Origin of the sequence: Microtetraspora sp. NBRC 13810 (assembly GCF_030268685.1) — a bacterium.
GTDB lineage: Bacteria > Actinomycetota > Actinomycetes > Streptosporangiales > Streptosporangiaceae > BSRQ01.
The window spans coordinates 1-14,964 of the sequence record NZ_BSRQ01000018.1; the positions used below are offsets into that span (position 1 = coordinate 1).

Below are 14,964 nucleotides of genomic sequence, written 5' to 3' on the forward strand. Positions count from 1 at the left end.
TCCTGAAATATCGCCCTATCGGCCACCTAGTCGCCTTCCGTTGGTCTGCTGACGGTACAGACGCATCGGCCACGGCGACGGGTTGCCCGACGGTGGGTGCGATCCAGGGAAATTCGATGGCGGGCGGGGACAAAGGCGTGGGTTGGGCCGCGTAGGCCCAGCCCAGAGCCTCTAGTATTCGTTCCTGAAGCAATTGCCCGAACTCTCGCCAGTGCCGACCCCGACCTTTCTCGTCCCAGGTTCGTCAAGCCCAACCGCGTCCCGCATCACACGCCCGGTCGCGAGGTCCTGGCCCTCGGGGTAAGTGACGGGTTCGAGCCCTCGCAGGTTGGGCCGGCCGTTCACAGATTGCCGTGTTCGCGCATGGCCGCGACCAGCAGGGTGTCCAGGACGTCCTGGGATGCCTGGAGGCGGGTGACGGTTTCGGTGAGGCGGCCGCGTTCGCGGCGGAGGCCGGCGATCATGCCAGGGCAGAGGGAGGGGACCAGGCGGAGGGGACGAGCCGGTCGCCGTCGTCGTGGACGCAGTGCTCGGCCGCCCCCATGGTGGAGGGGGAGGCGGTCGCCGAGGTGGCCATGGTGGGCGGCCTCGGCGACGGGGAACTCGCAGGCGTCGCCGGCGGTTGCCTGAGGCTCATGCTGAATGGTCAGACGCGGTCCTGGCCGCGGCCGAGGTACGTGAGCAGCCGGTCCAGGGGCCAGGTGTTGATCACGTCGTCGGTGGTGAGCCAGGCCCGCTGGGCGATGCCGACGCCGTAGCGTTGGTTGGCGAGGTGCGGGATCGCGTGTGAGTCGCTGTCGATGGAGAACTTCACGCCGAGGTGACGGGCCAGGCGCACCAGGTCGGCGGGCAGGTCGGAGCGGTCGGGGTAGGAGTCGATCTCCATGACGGTGCCGGTGGCGGCGGCGCGGCGGAAGACCGCCTCCCAGTCGGCGTCCACCTGAGGCCGCTTGCCGATCTTGCGGGTGGTGGGGTGGCCGATGATGTGGACCTGCGGGTTGTCGCAGGCGGCGATGAAGCGGGCGGTCATCTCGGCGCGTGACTGGGTGAAGTGCGAGTGCACGCTGGCCACCGTCACGTCGAAGCCGGCCAGGACCTCCTCCGGCCAGTCCACGGCGCCGTCGGGGCCGATGTTGAGCTCGGTGCCGTGCAGCAGCCGCATCCCCGGATAGCGGTCCTGCAGGCGGGCGATGCGCTCGCGCTGGTCCAGCGCCTTCTCCAGCGTCATGCGCTGCATGACCAGGTCGGGCGCGTGGTCGGTGATCGCGTAGTAGGAGTAGCCGAGCGCCGCCGCCGCGGCGACCATCTCCTCCAGGGAGGCGATGCCGTCGGTCAGGTCGGTGTGCGTGTGCAGGTCGCCCCTGAGGTCCTCCAGCGTGACCGGGACCGGGAGCTCCCCCTTCAGCGCCGCGGCCACCTCGCCGCCGTCCTCCCGCATCGTGGGCGGGATCCACGGCATGCCCAGCGCCTCGTAGATCTCCTCCTCGGTCCGCGAGGCGATCACCCGGTCGCCGTCGAACAGGCCGTACTCGGAGAGCTTCCAGCCCTTCTTGACGGCCATCTCGCGGATCCGGACGTTGTGCTCCTTGGATCCCGTGAAGTACTGCATCGCGGCGCCCCAGGACTCGGCGGGAACGACCCGCAGATCGACCTGGAGCCCGGCGGTGGTGCGGATCGAGGTCTTCTTGTCCCCGGCGGCGATCACCTCCGCCACGTAGGGCTGGGCGCGGAAGGACTCCATCAGGGCCGGCGGGTCGCCCGCGACCGCGAGGACGTCGACGTCGCCGACGGTGTCCTTCATCCGGCGCAGCGAGCCCGCGTAGGCGATCCGCTCGGTGGCGCCGGACAGCGACGCGATGACCTTCTCGGCGACGTCGGTCGCGACCCCGATGTGCACCCGTGCCCCGGACTGCTCCAGCTGGTCGATGCCCTTGAGCAGGTTTTCCTCGGTCTTGGCGCCGAAGCCCCTGATGCCGGTCAGCCGCCCGGCCCTGATCGCCTCGCCCAGCGCCTCGGGGGAGTCGATGCCCAGCTCGGTGAACAGGAAGATCGCCTTCTTGGGCCCGAGCGACGGGATCCTCGTCATCCGCCTGACCCCGGCGGGCACCCGGCCCCGCAGGTCGTCGAGCTGCCGGAAGCTGCCCCGCTGGAGGAACTCCTCGACCTTCTTGGCGATCGCCTCGCCCACGCCGGGCACCTTGCGGACGTCGCCGGTCGCGATGTCCTCCGGATGGCCGGAGATCGCCTTCGCCGCCTTCTGGTAGCTGCGCACCCGGAACGCGTCGCCCCCGGTCATGGCGAACAGATCGGCGTATTCTTCCAGCGCCGCCGCGGCGTCATCGTTTGCCCGAGCCATGGCTCCAGCCTAGGCGCCGCCCCCGACAGTTTCCGTCCTGCCGCTCCCGGGACGATCAGTTGCATCCGCAGTCGCAGGAGCACCCGTCGCACCCGTCGCATCCGTTGCAGCACTCGCCGCACGACGAGCACGCCTGGCAGCAGTCCCCGCAGGAACCGCAGGCGTCGCAGCAGTCGCCGCACCGGTCGGTGCAGGACCGGCGCTCCTCCTCCATGCCCGGCGACTCGTAGAGGCCGCACGTGCAGCAGGTGAGGGCGCCCGCCAGGCAGCCGAGCGCGGGACCGCCCTGCCGCCGGGGCGTCTCGGTGCCGGGCTGCCCGGTACCGGGTCCGGCGGCGAAGACGCGGTCCACCGTACGCGCGACCTCGGTGACCAGGAGCGCGCGTACCAGGGCGCTCCTGCGCAGGTCGAGGTCGGCGACGGCCAGGGCGAGACCGCGGGCGGCGTCGTCGCACAGGCGGCGGGCCTGCGCCGGGCCGGTGCCGGTGGCGGCGAGCGGGTTGTAGGAGCCGCTCGCGCGGTCGGCGGCGAGGTCCTCCACGGCGTCGAGCAGGTGGGCGAGACGGCCGAAGAAGCGGCCCGCCTCCGCCAGCGCGGGGACATTGTGCGGCCGGCCGGTCAGCACCCCGGTGTGCGCGAACACCGCGGCGACCGCGCTCTCCGCCGGCTCGGTCAGGTCCAGGACGGAACCCGCGGGACGCGCCTCCAGCACCGGCTGCCGCGCCAGGGCCCCGGCCAGGACGGTTGTGTCGAAGGCCAGCTCCGCCGCGTCCGCCGCGCCCGCCCGGTCCCAGCGCCGCGCCGCCCACGCCGCGCCCCTGGCCACCGCGGGCCGCCCGTAGAGCCCGTCGCCGTCGCGCACGTGGTCGCCGATCTTCCCCGCGGCGAGGATCAGCGAGGCCGCCGCCGCCAGCCGCGCCCCCTCGGCCCGCGCGTCCACCACGTCGGCCGCCGCGAACCCCCGCAGGGCGCACGGCGCGGCCCTGCGCCGCGGGTACGGCGAGCGCGCCTGGGCCTCGGTGAGCACCGAGACGAGCAGCCCGTCGTAGTTGGTGACGAGCCGGGCCGCGTGCCCGTGCCGATCCCGCAGGGTCAGGCAGAGCCCGCACAGGTGGGACAGCCACTCCCGATGCAGCCCGCCGCACAGACTGTGCCGGCAAGGCCGGACGATTCCGAACACGCGGCCACTTTATTGACGATCACTGTGCGAGGTGGCCTATATACGACTATTCGGTCGTCCGGAACCGGTCATCGGGGGCGACGGCCACCCGATGACCGGATGGGTACGGGGCTCAGAAGACCAGGGGCCGGGGGCGGTAGGGCTCGGCGAGGGCGGTGAGTTCCTTGTCGGTGAGGGTCAGGGTGGTGGCGGCGACGGCGTCGTCCACATGGCCGTCCTTCGTCGCTCCGACGATCGGCGCCGTGACGCCGGGCTGGGCCAGCACCCAGGCGAGGGCGACCTGCGCCGCCGGGACCCCGCGCTCGCGGGCCACTTCGGCGACGCGGTCGAGGACGTGCCGGTCGTTCTCCGGGTCGTAGAGGTAGCCGATGCGGCCGTCGGAGCCGGCCCGGACGGTGCTCGTCTCCGCGCTGCCGGCCCGGGCGAGCAGCCCCCGGGCGAGCGGGCTCCACGGGATGAGCCCGACACCCTGGTCGGCGCAGAGCGGGATCATCTCCCGCTCCTCCTCCCGGTAGAGCAGGTTGTAGTGGTTCTGCATGGTGACGAATTTCGTCCAGCCGTTGCGCTCGGCGGCGTGCTGGGCCTTGGCGAACCGCCAGGCGTACATGCTGGACGCGCCGATGTAGCGGGCCTTGCCCGCCTTGACGACGTCGTGCAACGCCTCCATGGTCTCCTCGATCGGCGTCTCGTCGTCCCACCGGTGAATCTGGTACAGGTCCACGTGGTCGGTGCCCAGGCGGCGCAGCGAGTCGTCGATCGAGGCGAGGATGTGCTTGCGGGACAGCCCCCTCTGGTTGACGCCCTCGCCCATCGGGCTGAACACCTTCGTGGCCAGCACGTAGTCGTCGCGGTTCGGGAAGATCCGGGCGAGCACCCGCCCGGTGATCTCCTCGCTCGTGCCGCGACTGTAGACGTCGGCGGTGTCGAAGAAGTTGACGCCCGCGTCCACCGCCCGGCGCACGATCGGCTCGGCCTGCTCCTCGCCGAGCACCCAGCCCTGCCAGCGGTTGTCGCCGAAGCTCATCATGCCCAGGCAGATCCGGGAAACCTTCACACCGGTCGATCCAAGTCGTACATAGTCCATGTACGCACTTTAGGCAGCGTCACTTGCAGCGTGTTCCGTCGGCCGGGACCTTCCCGTCCAGCAGATAGCCGTCCACGGCGGAGCGGATGCACGGGTCGCCGGTGTCGTAGGCGCCGTGGCCCTCGCCTTCCAGCGTGATCAGCACGCCCACGCCCAGTTCCTTGGCCAGCGCCGGTGCCCACGCGTACGGCGTCGCGGGGTCGCCGATGTTGCCCACGACGACGATCGGCGGCGCTCCCTGCGCGTTGACGTCCTGCCCGGCGTTCTCTCCGGCGACCGGCCAGCCGGTGCACTGCAGCAGGTTCCACACCATGCTGCTGCCGAAGACGGACGAGACGTTGCGGAACTTCTGCGTCGCACCCTTGACGTCCTCCACGGTGAACCGCTCGTTGGTGTCGTCGCAGGTCACCGCGGTGTTCGCGGCGATGATGTTGTTGTAGCGGCCGTTCTCGTCGCGGCCGTTCTGGGCGTCGGCGAGGCTGAGCAGGATCGTGCCGTCGCCCTCGTAGGCCATCATCAGGCCCTGTGCGAGCGCGGGCCACAGTTTGGTGGAGTAGAGGCCGGTGGCGACGCCGGTGACCCCGAGGGTCTGGCTGAGCTTGCGGCCCTGGGCGGTGTCGAGCGGGTGGGCGTCCAGCTTCTGGATCAGGGCGGCGACGTCGGACACGATCGCGTCGGCGTCCTTGCCGCCCGCGCTGAGCGGGCACCGGCGCGGGCCGGACTCCACGCAGTGCCGGGCGAAGTCGCCGAGCGCCCGCTGGAAGGCCGCCGTCTGCTGGAGGGTCAGCGCCTCGGTGCCGAGCTTGGTGTCCACGGCGCCGTCGAGCACCATCCTGCCGACGTTCGTGGGGAACTGATGCGCGTAGTTGGCGCCGAGCTCGGTGCCGTACGAGATGCCGAAGTAGTGCATCTTGGTGTCGCCCAGGGCGGCGCGCAGCCGGTCCATGTCCTTGGCGGCGTTGCTGGTGCCCACGTACGGGAGCACCTTGCCGGACCTGCTCTCGCACGCCTGGACGAACGCCCGCTGCTCCGCCGTGTAGATCGCCTCTTCCCTGGAGTCGTCGGGAGAGGAGTCGGACTGCTGCATGGCGTCCATCTGGCGGTCGTCCAGGCAGAGCACGGGGGAGCTCCTGCCGATGCCGCGCGGGTCGAAGGAGACCAGGTCGTAGCGGGTGTTGAGCTTCTTGAAGTCGGACGCCGCCTGGACGAGCGTGTCCACCCCGGAGGCGCCGGGCCCGCCGAAGTTGAAGATCAGCGACCCGATCCGCTGTCCGGGGCCGGTGGCCCTGGCCCTGATCACCTCGATCTCGATGGTGTCGCCGGTCGGCTTCGCGTAGTCCAGCGGCACGGTGAGGCGGGCGCACTCGTACCGCGCCGCCTTCGGGTCCCTGCCCGGTTTGGTGTCCCCCGGATCCGAGGAGGAGGAGGCCGGTGAGGCGGATGGCGACGCCTGCGCCGCGGACCGGTCCTTGCACGGCGCCCACGACAGCGGCTCGGTCATGGACAGATCGCCGTGCGCCGCCACCTGCGCCGCCGGGCCCCCGTCCGGCCCCTGCCCGCCGCATCCCGCCACGGCCGGCCCGAGCATGGCGACCAGCGCCCCGGCCGCGACGATCGGCCTGCTCACAACAGTCATACGACACCCCCAAGACAGTCACAGCGGGGGATTTCACCACCCTACGCCGCGCCCGCCACCGACCGCCCGAGACGCGCCGGACACACCTCCGGGCCCCGTCCCGGACTCCCCTCCCGTCCCCGGAGGACTGGGGGCCGGGCTTCCACGGAGACGACTCCCAGGTCCGGCGCAGGGGCCGGAGACCCGCTCCGTCCGGCCGAAGGTCGGGGAATTTCGCCGGGTGCGACACGGCTTCCAGTCATTTGAAAGTGGTATGCACAAGCTTGACTGCGAGTGGCTTGCGAAGTTTCGCGCGTTCTATGGTGATCGTTGGGCGGAGTGACATGGACGGTTGGGGCCTTGACTGGGCGGCGTGGCAGCGCATCACACCGGAGGTGCTCGGTGAGCGGCTGGCCGCCGGGGCGAACCCCGACGCGGGCCTGCCTGCCCTCGGCAACACCCCGCTCTTCGAGGTGCTGAACCGGCCGGCCGCCCGGGAGATGATCGAGTTGCTCGTCGCCTACGGCGCCAAGGTCGACGCGGTGAACCTGCTCGGCCAGACGCCGTTGTGGGAGGCCGTCCGGATCGGGCGGCGCGACGCCGTGACCGCGCTGCTGAGGGCCGGGGCCGACCCGTGGCGCAGACTGTTCGGCCAGTGGTCGCCCGGCCTGCTCGGACTGTGCGGGCCGTTCGCGGACCTCTTCGAGGACCTGCCGGGCGGCCTGCGTCTCGGGCCCAACATGAGGGAGCTCCAGGACTACGCCGACGTGCTGATCGACTCCTACGGCACCTGGAAGTTCGAGGGGAACCCCGCCTTCGGCTTCATCTCCGGCGTCCGGGAGGAGGAGGTCGTCCGCCGCCTCGGCGCCGACCCGGACGCCTGCCCGCCGATCCCGCAGGGCGGGCACCCCTCCGGTTGCCGCTCAGGCGGCGCCGGCCACGAGACCATCCACCTGGCCACCTCCCCGTGGGGCGGCGTCGTGCTCCACCAGTACGACGGCGTGGCGCTGGTCGTCGAGCGGATCTGCCGAGCCCTGACCACCCCCTACGGCCTGATGGCCAGCGTCCTCGACGACCCCGGCGGCCGGGCGTACGTGCACGTCTGGCAGGACGGCCGCCGGGTCCGCCAGATCGAGCCCGGCCAGGAGCCCGGCGCGGAGGGCCGCATCGAGGAGTGGTTATGCCGTTTCGGTGACCTGAGCGGCGTCTACGGCCGGATGGAACGCGCCCTCGCCTGCATGAGCATGATCACCGGCGTCGCGGCCGAGGAACAGTGGACCCACGAGGCCCCCCACCGCCGGATCAAGGTCTCCCGCTGACGCCTGTCAAGCCTGTCAAGCGCCTTGCAAGCGTCCCGTGTCACTCCGCGATAAACGGCCGCCGGGTTCGGTTCCGCCGTCCCGGCCGGCCGATATGCGGTTCCAATTCCATATTGCCTGGTGAATACGGAGTCATATGGAGAATGGTCACAGATTCCCGCCTGGGAGTATTTCCAGGCGGCAAGACGTGAACAAGGGAAAGGGGCGGGGTCAGCCGACGGCCTGGCCGACGAGGTGGCCTATGCCGTAGGTGATGGCGGCGGCGGCCGCGCCGAGGGCCAGCTGCCGGGTGCCGCCGAAGAGGGGGGATCGGGTGGTGAGGCGGGCCACCAGGGCGCCGGCGGCGAAGAGGGCGAGGGCGGTCAGGACGATCGCGGCGGCGACCGAGCCTACGCCGAGCAGGAAGGGCAGCACCGGGATGAGCGCGCCGACGGCGAAGGCGGCGAACGACGAGCCGGCCGCGACCCACGGGGAGGGCAGGTCGTCGGGGTCGAGGCCGAGCTCCTCGCGGGCGTGCACCCGCCAGGCGACCTCGTCGTTCTTGTGCAGCTCCTCGGCCACCTGCCGGGCGAGCTGAGGGGACAGGCCGCGGGACTCGTAGACTAGCGCGAGCTCCTCCCGCTCCGCCTCCGGATTCCTGGCGATCTCCCGGCGTTCGACGGCGATCTCGGCCCGGGTCAGCTCCGTCTGGGAGGCCACCGACGTGTACTCGCCGACGGCCATCGAGAACGCGCCCGCGGCCAGGCCCGCGAGGCCGGCGACGGTGACCGCCGCCCCGGAGCCGCCGCCGCCCACGACGCCGGCGATCAGCGCCGAGTTGGAGACCAGGCCGTCCATGACGCCGAACACGGCGGGGCGCAGCCAGCCGCCGGTGACGTCCCGGTGATGTTTGTGCTGCTCCGCCACCTGCTCCTGCAGGGTGGTCATCTGAGTTCCTCCACGTCTGGACGACGCCGGGGGGCCGCTTGGCACGCCAAGGCCGCGAGAACCCGTGGCGGCCGGCCGTACGGCTGTGCGGTGCCCCGGTCCCGTCATCATGTAACAGTTGTTAGATTGTGCTCTTATTTCATTGTACTGGGTACAAGTTGGGATAGGACAGGCTAAGACAGTCAGGAGGCGGCCTGGGCGGCTCCCGCCAGGAGGGAGCCGTACTGGATGGCGACCAGATGGCCGATCGGGATCGTCTCCGCCGGGGTGCCGGACTCCGCCTCCGCGCACCACGCGGCGTACGTCCCGGCGAGGGAGGCGGCGTGGCCGCGGATGGCCGGGGTGCCGTTGCCGATGGCCAGCTCGCCCTCCAGGGCGCGCAGCAGCATGCCGCCGAACCTCAGCCGGAAACTGTGCACGATCTCCCGTCCCGACTGGCGCTCGGCGACCGTGGCCGGGCGTTCCGCGGCGGGCTGGGCGGCGCGCAGCTCGTTGGTCACGGCGGTGGCGTCGATGAGCGGCACGAAGAACCTGCTCGCCCGCAGGAAGGGCGAGTCGCTCACCACGTCCCCGCGCACCTCCTCCATGACCCGGCCGAGCACGGCGGACGTGGCGCGCATGTCCGCCGCCTGCGCCAGCAGCAGGTCACGGTAGACGTCGCCGGTCGCCGAGAGGTCGGCGGCCGACGGGTCGCGCCAGTAGGGCAGCTCGGCGGCGATCGAGAGCGTGCCGTACCTGGCCGCGTAGGAGTCGCTGCCCCCGCCGCCGCCGACCGCCGCCGCCGGATCCTGGCCCATCTTCTCCGCGTAGTCGTAGGAGTCGCGCATGTCAGGGAGCTGGAAGACCGACTCCTCGAACCGGCGCATCGAGGGGTGCTCGGGCTCGCCCGCGTGCAGCGGCACGCCGTACCGGCGGGCGAGGTCCTTGAGCACCCCGTGCAGCGCGGGCTCGGGCCGGTTGAGGTAGAAGAAGGCCCCGCCCAGCTCCGCGTTGTGCAACGTGGTCATGAACGCGGGCCGGGTGTCGTCGATCAGCCGCATCAGCGCCAGCGTCTCCGGCAGCACCCGGTCGAAGTACGCCCCCTTGTAGGCGAAGGGGAAGGTCCACTCCACCTGCTCGTGGCCCGCCGGCCGGTAGAAGTGCCTCCCGTAGTGCGACTTGGTGAAGGGACCGGCGAACCAGCCCTCGTTGAGCCTGGTCCCGTCCGGGTCCAGGCAGGCCACGATGTGCCAGGTGTAGCCGGTGCGGGCGCGCAGCCCCGGGTCGGCGCACAGCCGGGCGGCGAGGTGCACGACGGTCAGGCCGCCGATGGGCTCGTTGGGGTGCGGCATGGCCGCGACCAGCGCGTGCCGGGGACCGTCGCCGACGGTGAGGCACCACATCGGCTCGCCCAGCCGGGAGGTGCCGACGCGGCGCAGGGCGGCGACGTCCTGCCGGTCCGCCGCGAGCCGGGTGAGGCCGGCGGTGACCTCGTCCACGGTGGAGAACCGGGTGTAGCCGGGGACGGTGTCGAGTTCGCCGGCCAGCCATGATTCGAGCACTTTCGACCCCTTCGTCGGTGTTGTATCCAGTGTGCAAAAACCCCGTTGTGGCTACCAAGGCGAACATGCGGCTCTTGTGGTGATCTATCAACCGGCCCTTTCCGGTTCGTGGCGTCCGGCAGGTGTGGGGCGGCGTGGAGAGGACAGAAGGGGGAGGGACTATTACGCCGCCGAGGGGACGTGTTCATGGGGCAGAAAGTGGAGAAGGAGCGGTTCGAGGAGGCGGAGTACGCCCGTTTCACCGAACGGCTGGAATCTTCGCTGACCGCTTTGCGTGAGCTTCTCGCCCGGCCGGGTTTCGGCGCGGGCCCCGCCTCGATCGGCGCGGAGCTCGAGCTTTTCCTGGTCACCGCGGAGGGCCGGCCGATGCCCCGCAACCTGGAGGTCCGCGACCACGCCGACGACGAGCGGGTGGTGCTGGAGCTGGGCAGGTTCAACCTGGAGTGCAACCTGACGCCGGTGCCGCTGGCCGGGCGGCCGTTCAGCGCGCTGGCCGAGGAGACCCGCGAGGCGATGGACCTGGTGGACGCCGCCGCGGCCAAACTGGGCGGCGGGGTGGTGCCGATCGGGATCCTGCCCACGCTCACCGAGTTCGACTTCACCAGGGACGCGATCAGCGACGAGACGCGGTACCGGGCGCTGAGCCACGGGGTCCGCCGGCTGCGGGTGGAGCCCTTCAGGGTCCGCATCCACGGCGCCGAGCTGATCGAGCTGGAAGTGGAGGACGTGATCCTGGAGAGCGCCAACACCTCCTGGCAGATCCACCTGCGCGCGGAGCCGGAGAAGTTCGGCCGGGTCCACAACGCCGCCCAGCTCGCCATGGCCCCGGTGCTCGCCGTCTCCGGCAACTCCCCGTACTTCTTCGGCCGCGAGCTGTGGGAGGAGACCAGGATCGCGCTGTTCGAGGAGTCGGCGGACGACCGCGACATCGAGCGCCGCTGGCGCAGGGAGGGCAGGGTGGCCTTCGGCACGGAGTGGGCGGCGGGCGGGGCCGAGGAGCTTTTCGCCCGCTGCGTCCGCGACTACGAGCCGATCCTGCCCGTGGTCGGCGACGAGGACCCGGTGGCCGTGGTCCGCGCGGGCGGCGTGCCCGAACTCGCCGAGCTGCGGCTGCACCAGGGCACCGTGTGGCAGTGGAACCGCGCCGTCTACGACCCCGCGGACGGCGGTCACCTGCGGGTGGAGCTGCGCGCGCTGCCGGCCGGGCCGACCGCCGCCGACATGGCGGCCAACGCCGCCTTCCTGGTCGGCCTGGTGAAGGCGCTGGCCGACGAGCCGGACTGGGTGGACGACTTCCCCTTCGCGCACGCCTACCGCAACTTCTACCGGGCCGCGCGCAGCGGGCTGGACGCGCCGCTGTGCTGGCCGGGCCGCGAGGGCGAGACGCCCGGCGGCGTGCTGGCGCTGAGCCTGCTGCCGATGGCCGCGGCCGGGCTGGCGCGGGCGGGCGTGGACCCGGCGGAGGCCGAGGCCGCGCTCGGCGTGATCAGGGACCGGGTCGAGCGACGCCGTACCGGGGCGATCTGGCAGCGCCGCGCGATGGCCGCCCTGCGCGACGCACCCGGCTCGACGGGACGGATGGTCACCCGATACCGGGAGCTAGCCCTCGAAGGCTCCCCTGTTCACACATGGCCGGATATGTCGGTGTGAGTGGCTTGAGTACCTCGGGTACTCATGCGTCCCATGCATCCGTAGGGTCAAGCTATAGGGAGACTTGACGCGGAGAGGGAAGAATCTTGGCGACGGCGATGACCTCGGTGGACACGGCGCCCTTCACGTTGCGGCGGGCCGGCGGCGAGCTGGCCGAGGCGGCCGGCGTGCTGGAGCGCGACCTGGAGCGGGCGGATCTCGCGGCCGTGCTCGCGGGCGCCAACCGCACGGTGGCCAGGAAGAAGGCCAGCGACGCCTTCGACGGGATGACCGGCGCACCGGACGACTGGTACGTGTTCAACGCCGGCGACAACGACACCACCGACTGGTACCCGCAGGGCGTGAGCTGCGCCTCCGACGCCGGGCTCGACGTGCGGGCCTTCGCGGTCAGCTGGTACTGGAAGCCGGAGGAGGGGGAGCGCGGCGCCCGGATCAGCCTCCTGGACCTCACGACGCTGAAGTACCGGCACGTGCTCCTCGTCCTGCCGACCCCCGACGGCTCCTTCAGGCCGATCGACATCCACGCCGGCGGCATCGCCTGGTACGGCGGGCACCTCTACGTCGCCGACACCACCCGCGGCCTGCGCGTCTTCGCGATGGACCGGATGCTGGACATGCGGACCGGCCGCGACGACGTGGGCGACGAGACGAAGATCGGCCGCCACGGCGGCGCCCTGCACGCGTACGGCTACCGCTACGTGCTGCCGCAGATCGGCTCCTGGCAGGTCGTCACGCCCGGCCCGCGCTTCTCCTTCGCCGCCGTGGACCGCTGCGGGGACGGCGACCTGCTGATCTCCGGGGAGTACACCGACGGCCCCGATGGCGCGCCGGGCAGGGTCGCCCGGTGGCCGCTGGCCGCTGACGGCACGCTCGCCGCCGACGGGTCGGGCACGGCCACCGCCGCGGACGCCTTCAGCCTCCCCGGCCACCGGATCCAGGGCGCCCTCAGCCACGAGGGCCGCTGGTACTGCAGCCAGTCGGCCGGTTCGGGCGGGAACGGCACGCTGATCGTCGCCAGGCCCGGCGAGGAGCCGGAGAGCAGGTCCTACCCGGTCGGCCCGGAGGACCTCACCTGCTGGGGCGAGCAGAAGACGCTGTGGAGCGTGACCGAGTTCAAGGGCAGGCGCGCGCTGTTCTGCGTGCGGTACTAGCCGGTCAGAAGATCTCCTCGACCGCCGCTCCGAAGAGGCCCGCGGCGAGCTGCACCACCGCGTAGTGGGCGCCGATCGTGTCCGCGTAGCCCGCGCCGACGGCCTCCGCCGCGTCCGCGACCTTCTGGATGTCGGCCTCGGGACCGATCACGTAGGGCGCCACCGCGAGCTTGGAGGCGCCGATCCGGTGCAGCCTCTCCGCGGCGTCGCCGATGCTGGGCGCGGAGTCGATGGACGCGGCCACCACCGGCAGCGCCAGGCGGGCGGCCAGCAGGACGGCGGTGGTCTCGGCGGCCCTGGCCGCCTCCTCGCCGCCCGCGGTGGCGACGATGACGCCGTCCACCGGCGCGGCGATGTTGAACAGCCGCATCCGGTCGACCCGGGCGAGGCCCTTGTCGGCCAGCCGGACGTGCAGCGCCTCGGCGAGCATCGGGTGCGGGCCGAGCGGCTCGCAGACCGTGGCGAGAATGCCGCTCTGCGCGACCGCCTCCCGTACCGTCCGGTAGATCCGCGGGTGCGGGCCGGTGACCAGCGGGATCACGATGGCGGCCAGCGCCTCCTTCGGGCGGTCGGCGCCGAGCTCGGCCAGCAGCTTGCCCACGCCCTCGGCGCCGTCGCCGAGGTAGGCCAGGCGGACTTCCACGTGCGGGTTCTCGACGGAGAGGACGCTGGCCACGTCGGCGGACGCCTCGTCGCCCGCGCCGGGCACGGCCAGCACCAGCGCGGGCGCGCCCGGCGGCAACTGGGCCGGCACGGGCCTCCGGTGCCGGCCCGTCGTCGCTCTCGGCGACCGCTCGCGTATCGGCAACCTCTCGGGAGATTGGTTCACATCGGCGGATTTTAGGTGGATTTGTGGGTCACGGTGTACCAAAAAGATCCGGACGTCTGTGACCTGGGGTAACTTAGGCCCTCTCGCCGCCTCCGGTGGCGGCCCTGAAGAGGGTGCCCTCGCCGGACAGCTCCAGGGGCCCGGCCGAGGCGGGGACGAAGACCGAGTTTCCCGGTGGAACCCGGTGCTCCGTCGTGCCCTCACCCTGCCCGCCCGCCCGCCGTACGGACACCTCGCCCGCCACGGACAGCAGGATCTGCGGGCCGGCCGCCGGAAGCGTCACGGGCCCGTCCAGCGGGATCCTGGACAGCCGGAACTCCCGGGCGGGGGTGTCGTAGACCTCCTCGGACCCGGTGTCGCGGGCGTGCACCAGGGCGGGCTCGGACGCCTCGGGGGACAGGATGCGCAGCAGTTCGGGCACGTCGATGTGCTTTCCGGTCAGGCCGCCCCTGAGCACGTTGTCCGACGCGCCCATGATCTCCACGCCGGTGCCGCTCAGGTAGCTGTGCGGCTGGCCGGCCGGCACGTACATCGCCTCGCCCGGCGCCAGCCGTACCCGGTGCATCAGCAGTGCGATCACCACGCCGGGGTCGCCCGGGTAGTGACCGGCCAGGCCGGCCGCCCAGGCCAGCTCGGCGTCGCGGGCGCAGGCCGCCGTCACGTCGGCCACCAGCGGGGCGCGCTCGGCGGCCGGCAGCGTGAGGAGCTCCGACACCACCGCGTGCAGCCGCCCGGCGGCCAGCAGCTCGACCGCCGGGCCGAGCGCGGGCACGCCGAGCCCGGCCAGCCGCGCCGCCGACCGTGCGGGCTCCTGAAAGCCGCTGAGAGCCTCGAAGGGCTCCAGGGCACAGATCAACTCCGGCTTGGCGTACGGGTCGCGGTAGTTGCGATCAGCGGCCTCCAGGGGGATCCCCGCGGCGTCCTCCCGCGCGTACCCCTCCGCCGCCTGCTCCGGCGCCGGATGCACCTGCAACGACAGCGGCTCGTCGGCGGCCAGCACCTTCAGCAGGTACGGCAGGCGCGGGCCGAACTCCGCCAGCGCCGCCGCGCCGAGCGTCCCCGCCGGATCGGCCGCCACCAGCTCGCCCAGCGGCACCGGCCCGCCCGGCGTGGCCAGCACCGAGGGCGCCGCCGGATGCGCCCCCATCCACAGCTCGGCCTCCGGCTCCGCCGCGGGCGCGCGCCCCTGGAGCGCGGCGATGGCGACCCGTGACCCCCAGGCGTAGGGCCGGACGGGGTTGGTCATGGGCAGGACGGCGGTCATCGGAGCTCCTGGTGCGTGCCGGGGAGGTTCGTCCCGCAGGCCCTCGGG

Annotated in this window: 12 protein-coding genes; 3 read left to right on the top strand and 9 right to left on the bottom strand. The window is 72.2% G+C overall.

The window, feature by feature from the left end; all coding sequences use genetic code 11:
* Positions 1-341: 341 nt before the first annotated feature.
* The 5 genes from QSK26_RS29525 to QSK26_RS29545 form a co-directional block, all read right to left on the bottom strand.
* Positions 342-464, bottom strand: coding sequence for a hypothetical protein (locus tag QSK26_RS29525; RefSeq protein WP_285778559.1), 123 nt, complete (start codon positions 462-464; stop codon positions 342-344).
* 182 nt (positions 465-646) lie between these two features.
* Positions 647-2,356, bottom strand: a complete 1,710-nt coding sequence (gene polX, locus QSK26_RS29530) for a DNA polymerase/3'-5' exonuclease PolX (protein ID WP_285778560.1) — start codon at positions 2,354-2,356, stop codon at positions 647-649.
* 55 nt (positions 2,357-2,411) lie between these two features.
* Positions 2,412-3,536, bottom strand: coding sequence for a DUF5685 family protein (locus QSK26_RS29535; protein ID WP_285778561.1), 1,125 nt, complete (start codon positions 3,534-3,536; stop codon positions 2,412-2,414).
* A gap of 112 nt (positions 3,537-3,648) precedes the next feature.
* On the bottom strand, positions 3,649-4,620 hold the full coding sequence (locus QSK26_RS29540; protein ID WP_285778562.1) for an aldo/keto reductase: 972 nt from the start codon (positions 4,618-4,620) through the stop codon (positions 3,649-3,651).
* Positions 4,621-4,639: 19 nt separating this feature from the next.
* Complete coding sequence (locus tag QSK26_RS29545; protein ID WP_285778563.1) at positions 4,640-6,247, bottom strand: alpha/beta hydrolase; 1,608 nt, start codon at positions 6,245-6,247, stop codon at positions 4,640-4,642.
* A 332-nt stretch (positions 6,248-6,579) separates the two neighbouring features.
* On the opposite strand from QSK26_RS29545, the gene QSK26_RS29550 reads away from it, so the two are divergent.
* Positions 6,580-7,554, top strand: a complete 975-nt coding sequence (locus QSK26_RS29550; RefSeq protein ID WP_285778564.1) for an ankyrin repeat domain-containing protein — start codon at positions 6,580-6,582, stop codon at positions 7,552-7,554.
* Between the two features lie 210 nt (positions 7,555-7,764).
* Here QSK26_RS29550 and QSK26_RS29555 read toward each other — a convergent pair whose 3' ends face one another.
* Both QSK26_RS29555 and QSK26_RS29560 read right to left on the bottom strand, forming a co-directional pair.
* Positions 7,765-8,481 (bottom strand): VIT1/CCC1 transporter family protein, encoded by a 717-nt coding sequence (locus tag QSK26_RS29555; RefSeq protein WP_285778565.1) that lies wholly within the window; start codon positions 8,479-8,481, stop codon positions 7,765-7,767.
* A gap of 182 nt (positions 8,482-8,663) precedes the next feature.
* Positions 8,664-10,022 (bottom strand): M14 family zinc carboxypeptidase, encoded by a 1,359-nt coding sequence (locus tag QSK26_RS29560; protein WP_285778566.1) that lies wholly within the window; start codon positions 10,020-10,022, stop codon positions 8,664-8,666.
* 186 nt (positions 10,023-10,208) lie between these two features.
* On the opposite strand from QSK26_RS29560, the gene QSK26_RS29565 reads away from it, so the two are divergent.
* A complete protein-coding gene (locus QSK26_RS29565; protein ID WP_285778567.1) occupies positions 10,209-11,672 on the top strand; it encodes a glutamate-cysteine ligase family protein in 1,464 nt (487 codons plus the stop codon).
* An 86-nt stretch (positions 11,673-11,758) separates the two neighbouring features.
* On the top strand, positions 11,759-12,823 hold the full coding sequence (locus tag QSK26_RS29570; RefSeq protein WP_285778568.1) for a hypothetical protein: 1,065 nt from the start codon (positions 11,759-11,761) through the stop codon (positions 12,821-12,823).
* A gap of 4 nt (positions 12,824-12,827) precedes the next feature.
* On the opposite strand, the gene QSK26_RS29575 is transcribed toward QSK26_RS29570, so the two are convergent.
* Together QSK26_RS29575 and manA are read right to left on the bottom strand one after the other, a co-directional pair.
* Positions 12,828-13,577 carry a sirohydrochlorin chelatase gene (locus QSK26_RS29575; protein WP_285778569.1) on the bottom strand — a complete coding sequence of 250 codons (750 nt, stop codon included), beginning with the start codon at positions 13,575-13,577 and terminating at the stop codon, positions 12,828-12,830.
* Between the two features lie 148 nt (positions 13,578-13,725).
* Entirely contained in the window at positions 13,726-14,916 is a 1,191-nt protein-coding gene (gene manA / locus QSK26_RS29580; RefSeq protein WP_285778570.1) for a mannose-6-phosphate isomerase, class I, read from the bottom strand.
* Positions 14,917-14,964 lie beyond the last annotated feature (48 nt).

What these genes read in the sequence shown, in the direction of transcription:
- QSK26_RS29555 (WP_285778565.1), bottom strand. Translation starts at nt 8,481, where the DNA reads ATGACCACCCTGCAGGAGCAGGTGGCGGAGCAGCACAAACATCACCGG.
- QSK26_RS29565 (WP_285778567.1), top strand. Translation starts at nt 10,209, where the DNA reads ATGGGGCAGAAAGTGGAGAAGGAGCGGTTCGAGGAGGCGGAGTACGCC.
- QSK26_RS29550 (WP_285778564.1), top strand. Translation starts at nt 6,580, where the DNA reads ATGGACGGTTGGGGCCTTGACTGGGCGGCGTGGCAGCGCATCACACCG.
- QSK26_RS29525 (WP_285778559.1), bottom strand. Translation starts at nt 464, where the DNA reads ATGATCGCCGGCCTCCGCCGCGAACGCGGCCGCCTCACCGAAACCGTC.
- manA (WP_285778570.1), bottom strand. Translation starts at nt 14,916, where the DNA reads ATGACCGCCGTCCTGCCCATGACCAACCCCGTCCGGCCCTACGCCTGG.
- polX (WP_285778560.1), bottom strand. Translation starts at nt 2,356, where the DNA reads ATGGCTCGGGCAAACGATGACGCCGCGGCGGCGCTGGAAGAATACGCC.
- QSK26_RS29540 (WP_285778562.1), bottom strand. Translation starts at nt 4,620, where the DNA reads ATGGACTATGTACGACTTGGATCGACCGGTGTGAAGGTTTCCCGGATC.